This window comes from Aeromonas sp. 30P, from assembly GCF_051919805.1.
GTDB classification, from domain to species: Bacteria; Pseudomonadota; Gammaproteobacteria; order Enterobacterales; family Aeromonadaceae; genus Aeromonas; species Aeromonas veronii.
The window spans coordinates 502,956-510,000 of sequence record NZ_JBQBEA010000001.1 but is presented as its reverse complement, the minus strand read 5'-3'; the positions used below and the strand labels follow the sequence as shown (position 1 = coordinate 510,000).

Below are 7,045 nucleotides of genomic sequence, written 5' to 3'. Positions count from 1 at the left end.
CTGCTCGCCCTTGCGGCACATAGCGCGGGTCTGCCCATCACGTTGTCGATGGCCAGTCACCTGCTCAGCGCAGGCTGTATGGGCACCATGATCCTGGGCATGATTGCGCGAGTCTCCCTCGGCCATAGCGGTCGAGCCTTGCAGGTAGGACGCAGGATCACTGGCGCATTCGCCCTAGTTATCGCTGCCGCCACAATGCGGGTGGTAATTCCGCTGTTCTGGCCCACTTTTACCCTGCATGGCTGGAACCTCAGCGCGCTTGCCTGGATCGCTGCCTATGGTCTGTTTGTCTGGGTCTATACCCCGATACTGATCCGCCCCAGAGCAGATGGTCGTCCGGGTTGATGACTGCGTAACATGTTCAGGGTGTTGCCACCGGATAGTGGATCAAGTTGTGAAAAATAGCCGGGGCTATGCCGAGATTGCGATAACCGTGGGGACGGTCGGCAGCAAAACGCACCGCCTCCCCTTGCTCAAATGAGCGCCACTCCCCTTCCACCAGCACCTCCATCATGCCGCTGATGACGATGACATGCTCGGTCACTCCCGGCTCATGGGGCTCGGATTCACGCTGGTAACCCGGCAACAGGGTCAGCTCAAGCAACTCGAAACCAAACCGGTTTTCATAAGGGAAGAGCGGTGCCACTTGCATGCCCTCACCCGCAGGCTGCTGGCGAATGGCATCGGCGGTGCGATAGAGCACCTCTTCCGGCGTGGCGGGTGTGGGCTCGATGAAACTGGAAAATGAGACTCGAAAACCGGTGGCTATCTTCCACAGCGTCGCCACCGTCGGGCTGGACTCTCCCCGCTCAATCTGCCCCAGCATCGCCTTGCTGACGCCCGTTTCGCGCGCGGCGGCATCCAGGCTCCAGCCGCGCTCGCTGCGCAGCCCCTTCAGTCGAGCAGCCAGATGCTGACTCATCTCTTGCATAACTGCCTCTTTATTACTCTTGCACGATGCACCTTGTGCGCTATAGCGCACAGCGATATAGTCAAAGCTGTATTGTACGTAATAACGCACAGCGCGTCACAACGCCAAGAGGAAGAGTCATGCCCTTCGCACTCCCCCATCTGGTCGCAGGCTTTATCGCCGTGATGGTCGGCTACACCAGTTCCGTCATCCTAATCATCCAGGCCGCCACGGCAGCGGGTGCTGATACTGCTCAAATCGCCTCCTGGCTCTGGACGCTGGGGATCGGCATGGGGGTGAGCTGCATCGGCCTCTCTCTTTATTACCGCATACCCATACTAACCGCCTGGTCCACACCGGGCGCGGCACTGCTGATCACCACGCTGGGCAACTTCACTCTGGCGGAAGCGATCGGCGCCTTTGTGATCTCCTCCCTGCTGATCACTCTGTGTGGCATCAGCGGCTGGTTCGACCGTTTGATGAAACATATCCCGGCTCCACTGGCCGCCGCCATGCTCGCTGGCGTGCTGCTCAGATTCGGATTGGATCTGTTCAAGGTCGCCCCGCAAGATCCCTTGCTGCTTGGCACCCTGCTGCTGGCCTTCCTGCTGGGTCGTCATCTCTGGCCCCGCTATACCATGGTGCTGGTACTGGGAGTAGGGATGCTGGTCTGCAGCGTGCGGGGGGATTTGCAAATGGGCACCCTTCACTGGCAACTCGCCAGCCCAGTCTGGACATGGCCAGCCTTCTCCCTTGATGCCCTGTTTGGTATCGCGCTGCCGCTGTTCATTGTCACCATGACATCGCAAAACATGCCGGGGATCGCCATCTTGCGAGCCCATGGCTATCAGCCTGCCACCTCCTCGCTGATCAGCTGGACCGGCCTGACCGGCCTGCTGCTCGCCCCTTTTGGCGGCTATGCCTTCAATCTGGCCGCCATCACTGCCGCCATCTGTATGGGAAAAGAGGTCGACCCGGATACCAAGCGCCGCTGGCCTGCTGCTGTTTGGGCGGGTTGCTTTTATCTCGTGACCGGCTGCTTCGGTGCGACCGTCGCAGCCCTGTTTAGCGCCTTTCCGGCAGCCCTTGTCACCTGCATCGCTGGTTTGGCCCTGCTAGGCACCATCGGCAGCAGCCTGCACTCGGCCTTGCAAGAGGATGAAGCGCGAGAAGCTGCGCTGCTCACCTTTATTATTACCGCGTCCGGGATCAGCCTGCTCGGCATCGCGGCAGCCTGCTGGGGTCTGCTGATTGGTCTGGCTATCTATCAGTTCCAATCATATCGACAAAGGAATCAATTGAACCTCAAACCGTGAACCTCTGCACACTATCCAGATAAAATGATTCACAAGTGAAACTAATTTCCTTCTAGTGGTGCCAGGGCACCAATCTTCCCGGACGTGTTGCCCTGTCAGGTTCCATACAACGGAGTATAAAAATGAAAAATCAGGCTGTCTTGTTACTACTGGCCATACTGGGAGCTACGAGCGTCCAGGCTGCCGATACGGATCGAGAGCTGGCTCGCCAGCTCGCACTTCAGCAGAAAAACCTGCTGCCCCTGCTGAGCAATCAGCAATACCAGAGCCCGCTTCCCAACCTGCTGCAGAAGGCCAGCCCACGCCTTAAGCGGCAGGCGAGCGATGCCAACCAGGCGGCCATCAGCCGACAAGGACTGGATGGCGAGGTCAAGCAACTGATGCAGTTGCGGCTGGCCAACACCGATCAGGCCGCAGCACTGCAACAGGGCGTCGAACCGCTGGTCGCCTATGTTCCTAGTGGGGATGAGAAGAGCTGGAGCGCCATTGAAGCGTTCGACAGCGCTGGCAATCCCGTCTATCTGGATGTGGACAAGGCACCGGCCCGGCCGGTTCTGGTAGTCGAAGCCGATCCCGTCAAAGCCAAAAACGCAGGCTTGAAGGTAATGCGCAAAGCGCTGGCCGATGCGGATCTGCAAAGCGCTCCGCGAGTGGTGGCCAGCACGGCGCCACTCAAGACCAGTATCCTGAAAAAGATCAGACTGAAGGATGATCAGGAGCCCTGGCTGCTCGGCGCAGCCGAAGTGTATGCTGTGGTCGCAGGGGTTAATCCCAGCCGGGATGAACCAGTGGTCGATATTGTCGACATGCCCTACCTCGACTATGACAACACAGACTACACCCCCAACCAGATCCTGGTTTACTGGGATCGCTATCGCTGGGGTGCCGTCGATGTGGTGATGATGGAGCAGGATGACAACGTCAACTATAAGGAGCTGAGCGCCCTGCTGATTGAAGCTCTCAAACTCGGCTTTACTGCGGGTGGCGTGCCGGAAGCCCTGCCCTTCCTCGATCTCGGCGGGCGCATCGTCAAGGCACTGCCCGACTCCTGGATGACCAACAACGACGACTATCTGGATACCTTCTATACACTGGAGCAGGATCAGGTCTATCGCCAGTATCCGGGGGCTGCCGGTAATGCGGTTATCGATCTTGAGCCAAAAGAGATCGCCCCGACCAGACCTTGATAATCGGCCATAACGAAAAAGCCAATGAGCAACTCATTGGCTTTTTGCTTTTATCGCGGTGACCACAGGTCAACCCTTGGGACGAACCCCCAGAGTATGGCAGATGGCATAAGTCAGCTCGGAGCGGTTCAGGGTATAGAAGTGGAAATCCTTCACCCCTTCCTGACTCAGCACGCGCACCTGATCGATGGCGATGCTCGCCCCCACCAGATTGCGGGTCATCTGATCGTTATCCAGCCCCTCGAAACGCTGATGCATCCAACGCGGGATCTTCACGTTGGTAAAACCGGCAAACTTGGCCAGGGTCTGATAGTTGGAGACCGGCAGGATCCCCGGCACGATTTCAGCATCGATGCCGATAGCGGCGCAGCGATCCCGAAAGCGCAAATACGTTTCCACATCGAAGAAGAACTGAGTGATGGCGCGGTTGGCACCGGCATCGATCTTGCGCTTGAGGTTGAGCAGGTCGGATTGCGCACTCTTGGCCTCCGGGTGCCCTTCCGGATAGGCAGCAACCGAGATATCGAAGTCCGCCTCTGACTTGAGCAGAGCAACCAGATCGGTGGCATACATATCCACTTCTCCAACCCCTGTGGCAAATCACCACGCAGAGCCACGATATGACGAATACCGCTGTTCCAGTAGTCGCGGGCGATGGTGCGCAGCTCGTCGCGGCTGGCATCGATACAGGTCAGGTGCGGCGCCGCAATCAGGCCTGTCCGTTCCTTGATGTCCTTGATCACCTTGTGGGTGCGATCACGGGTGCCGGAGTTGGCGCCATAGGTGACAGAGACGAACTTGGGTTCCAGTACCTTCAGCCGTTCGATGGACTGCCAGAGGGTATTCTCCATCCCTTCACTGTTGGGCGGAAAAAACTCGAAACTGACCGATATATCGCCATTCAAATCTGCCAAGCTCTGGTTGAGCGCTTCAACCTGACGTGCACTGTGAAATCCCATCTGCTCTTCTCCCTGTCCTGCAATCCATCTGCCTACGTCAAAACGGATGTTTGGACGTCTAAACGTCTTTATATTTATGAGCAAAACGACACAAAGTCAACAGGGATTTACCTCACATCCGATCTGACGAACTTCATATTTACAAAATTAACGGTACGTAACCGAAAAGTGCCCATCCCAAAATTGCCCCAGTCGAGTTATGATGGGGGCAGATCGTCCTGGACGTTCTGAATCTGCGTGTGATTGTTTGGCCGGAGGTTTCTCCGGCCCCTTTTCATCTATTTCCCACTCCTGCCGATAACAGAATGAGTCTTTGCAGGAGCACCATCATGGATACCCACCCCGGCTTTGCCACCGACTTGCTGTTCGATCGCTACCAGGGCGAGGTCATCCAGCATGAGCAGTTCTGGGCGGTTCGCACGCCGGATGCTCCCGACTACTACTTCGGCAACTACCTGCTACTCCCCAACCCACCCAGCGACCGCGACAAAGGCTGGCTGGAAGCCGCATTCGATCAGTTGATCGGTCAAGATCCTCGAGTGCGCCACCGCACCTTCCAATGGCCGCTGGCGGCCGGGCAAAACAGCCGGATAGCCGGTTTTGTCGCAACGGGTTACCAATATATGGAGTGCGTGGTGCTGGCGCTGGATGAACAGAGTTGCCCGCCCCCTCACAGCGATATGAACAATGTTGAGGCACGCACCTTCACCACTGCTGATTGGCCTGAGTGGCTCGACTTCGAACTCCATGAGCGGGATGAGGGGCACTCGGAACAGAGCTATCTCCCCTATCTGCAATCCCGCCGGGCGCTCTATCAGGCCATGATTGCCGATGGGCTCGGGGACTGGTGGGGGATCTGGCAAGAGGGACAACTGGTCGCCAGCTGTGGTCTCTTCTTTTGCGGCACACTTGGGCGCTTCCAGTTGGTACGCACGCACCATGCGTGGCGCAACCAGGGGTTATGCCGTCAGCTGCTGAGTCAAGTGGCTCGCGCAGGATTGTCCCGCGCCAAACAACTCATCATAGTGGCCGACGAGCACTACCATGCCCAGCGCATTTACCGCTCTCTGGGGTTTGCCCCGGTAGCCCGCATCGGCAGCCTCTGCCGCTGGCCCCACGAAGCACAATAAAGCGATACATGCTGGCCACGAGCCAGAAAAAAACGGGAGGCTGATGCCTCCCGTTTTTATTGATGCCGATGACCTATTGCTGTGGCTGCTGTGGCGCTTCCTGCTCGTTGGAGAGCGCCTGCTCCACCTCATCCGACGGCGCCGGTAATGGGGCAGCGGCCGCTGATGCGGGTTCTGCGGGAGTCACAGCAGGTGACACCACGGCCGATGTTTCACTGGTCGCGGGAGCTGCGGACACCTCAGTCGTCGGCGCTGAAACAGGAGCAGGGGCAACCGCATCACACTGACAATCCGCGCTCTTGGCCTTATTGCCCTGATGAGGGGCATACCAACTCTTCAAGCCACCTTCCAGTCGTTCCGCTGCAGCTTTGGGCTCTATCTTGCCAAGCAGCACCGCCTGACTCACCTCTGCCAGTTCATCCCCCAACTTGGGCGTACCACGGGAGAGGATCTGGGTCGCCACCCGAATGGTCGAGTCACACTGATCGCGCCACTCCATCATCTCTTTGGCCGCCGGATTGGTGACATCGAAGAAGTGATTGGAGAGGGAGAAGAATCCCGGCAGCGAGTTGGTATAGAGCTCGGCAAATTGCGACGTCGTCAGCCACTGCAGGAAAGCCATTGCACCCTCTTTATTCTTGCTGGCCGGGTTCATCCCCATACCGATATCGGTATGGTCGGTAAAGAAACAGCCATCACCCTGTTTGGCCACCGGCGGACGCATGACGCCAAAATCGACCTTGCCGGTGAAGGGGGCAATCTCCCAGGAGCCCGCCACGTAGAAGGCAGCCTTGCCCGACGTGAACAGCTCGTTGCTGGTCGCATAATCGCGGCTCTCACCACCTTCACCGAGGTAGGAACGCCAGCGGGCCAGCTCGTCGAACACCTTCACATATTGCGGGTTGTCCAACCGCTCCTGCCCGCCGATCAGTGCCAGACGGCCGTCCTCTCCCTTCCAGTAATTGGGACCAATGTTCTGGAACCCCAGCTCGGAGGCAACCCAGCTCTCGGCACCACTCATGGCCAGCGGCACATAGCGCCCGTCGGCCTTGATCTTGTCCAGCACGGCAAAGAACTGATCGCGGGTTTGCGGCAAGGTGAGTCCCAACTCACTGAAGATCTTCTTGTTATAGAAGAAGCCATGGATCACCGAGGCCATCGGCACGCAGAAGGTCTGGGCACCGGAATCGGTCTGCCAGGGTGACTGGGCAAAACTCGGGAAGTTCTCCATCCCTGCCATTTCGGTCAGCTCGGCCAGATGGCCCGCCTTGAACAGGGCGAGCGAGTCATCAAACGGGCGACAGGTAATGAGATCCCCTGCCTTACCGCCTTTCAGGCTCTCCCACAGGGTGGGCATGTAGTTGACGTTTTGCACCGGATGAAAACTCACCTTGATGCCGGGATGCGCCGCTTCAAACGCCGGGATAATCTTCTGCTCCCACAACGCCTTGTCATCGGTTCGCCAGCTTTCAATCACCAGCTCGCTGGCCATCAGCTGGCCACACAACAGGAGACTCAGGGCTCCAATCCACTTTTTAGACAT

6 protein-coding genes and 1 pseudogene (1 of these 7 running past the window's edge) are annotated in these 7,045 nt (G+C 58.0%); 4 read left to right on the top strand and 3 right to left on the bottom strand.

Translation table 11 applies throughout. The annotated features are described in order from the left end of the window. On the top strand, window positions 1-345 hold the final stretch of the coding sequence (locus ACTG2B_RS02500) for an NnrS family protein (RefSeq protein WP_429201800.1). Its footprint begins 852 nt before the window's first position; the window shows 345 of its 1,197 coding nt (coding positions 853-1,197); its start codon lies beyond the left edge, outside the window; its stop codon occupies window positions 343-345. A 16-nt stretch (window positions 346-361) separates the two neighbouring features. Here ACTG2B_RS02500 and ACTG2B_RS02495 read toward each other — a convergent pair whose 3' ends face one another. Next, the gene (locus ACTG2B_RS02495) at window positions 362-931 is read right to left on the bottom strand and encodes a helix-turn-helix domain-containing protein (protein WP_043822550.1); all 570 of its coding nucleotides are present in this window, start codon (window positions 929-931) and stop codon (window positions 362-364) included. Window positions 932-1,050: 119 nt separating this feature from the next. On the opposite strand from ACTG2B_RS02495, the gene ACTG2B_RS02490 reads away from it, so the two are divergent. Beyond that, window positions 1,051-2,226: a benzoate/H(+) symporter BenE family transporter gene (locus ACTG2B_RS02490; RefSeq protein ID WP_439995147.1), complete on the top strand. Its 1,176-nt coding sequence runs from the start codon at window positions 1,051-1,053 to the stop codon at window positions 2,224-2,226. A 122-nt stretch (window positions 2,227-2,348) separates the two neighbouring features. After that, window positions 2,349-3,413 carry a DUF3103 family protein gene (locus tag ACTG2B_RS02485; protein WP_429201802.1) on the top strand — a complete coding sequence of 355 codons (1,065 nt, stop codon included), beginning with the start codon at window positions 2,349-2,351 and terminating at the stop codon, window positions 3,411-3,413. Between the two features lie 69 nt (window positions 3,414-3,482). Here ACTG2B_RS02485 and metF read toward each other — a convergent pair. After that, window positions 3,483-4,372: pseudogene (metF, locus tag ACTG2B_RS02480) on the bottom strand (methylenetetrahydrofolate reductase). Between the two features lie 329 nt (window positions 4,373-4,701). On the opposite strand from metF, the gene ACTG2B_RS02475 reads away from it, so the two are divergent. Then, window positions 4,702-5,502, top strand: a complete 801-nt coding sequence (locus ACTG2B_RS02475; RefSeq protein ID WP_429201803.1) for a GNAT family N-acetyltransferase — start codon at window positions 4,702-4,704, stop codon at window positions 5,500-5,502. A 73-nt stretch (window positions 5,503-5,575) separates the two neighbouring features. Here ACTG2B_RS02475 and ACTG2B_RS02470 read toward each other — a convergent pair whose 3' ends face one another. Continuing rightward, the gene (locus ACTG2B_RS02470; RefSeq protein ID WP_439995145.1) at window positions 5,576-7,045 is read right to left on the bottom strand and encodes an ABC transporter substrate-binding protein; all 1,470 of its coding nucleotides are present in this window, start codon (window positions 7,043-7,045) and stop codon (window positions 5,576-5,578) included.

Excerpts from the sequence above, each read along its gene's own strand:
- ACTG2B_RS02495 (WP_043822550.1), bottom strand. The coding sequence starts at position 931 with ATGCAAGAGATGAGTCAGCATCTGGCTGCTCGACTGAAGGGGCTGCGC.
- ACTG2B_RS02490 (WP_439995147.1), top strand. The coding sequence starts at position 1,051 with ATGCCCTTCGCACTCCCCCATCTGGTCGCAGGCTTTATCGCCGTGATG.
- ACTG2B_RS02485 (WP_429201802.1), top strand. The coding sequence starts at position 2,349 with ATGAAAAATCAGGCTGTCTTGTTACTACTGGCCATACTGGGAGCTACG.
- ACTG2B_RS02475 (WP_429201803.1), top strand. The coding sequence starts at position 4,702 with ATGGATACCCACCCCGGCTTTGCCACCGACTTGCTGTTCGATCGCTAC.
- ACTG2B_RS02470 (WP_439995145.1), bottom strand. The coding sequence starts at position 7,045 with ATGTCTAAAAAGTGGATTGGAGCCCTGAGTCTCCTGTTGTGTGGCCAG.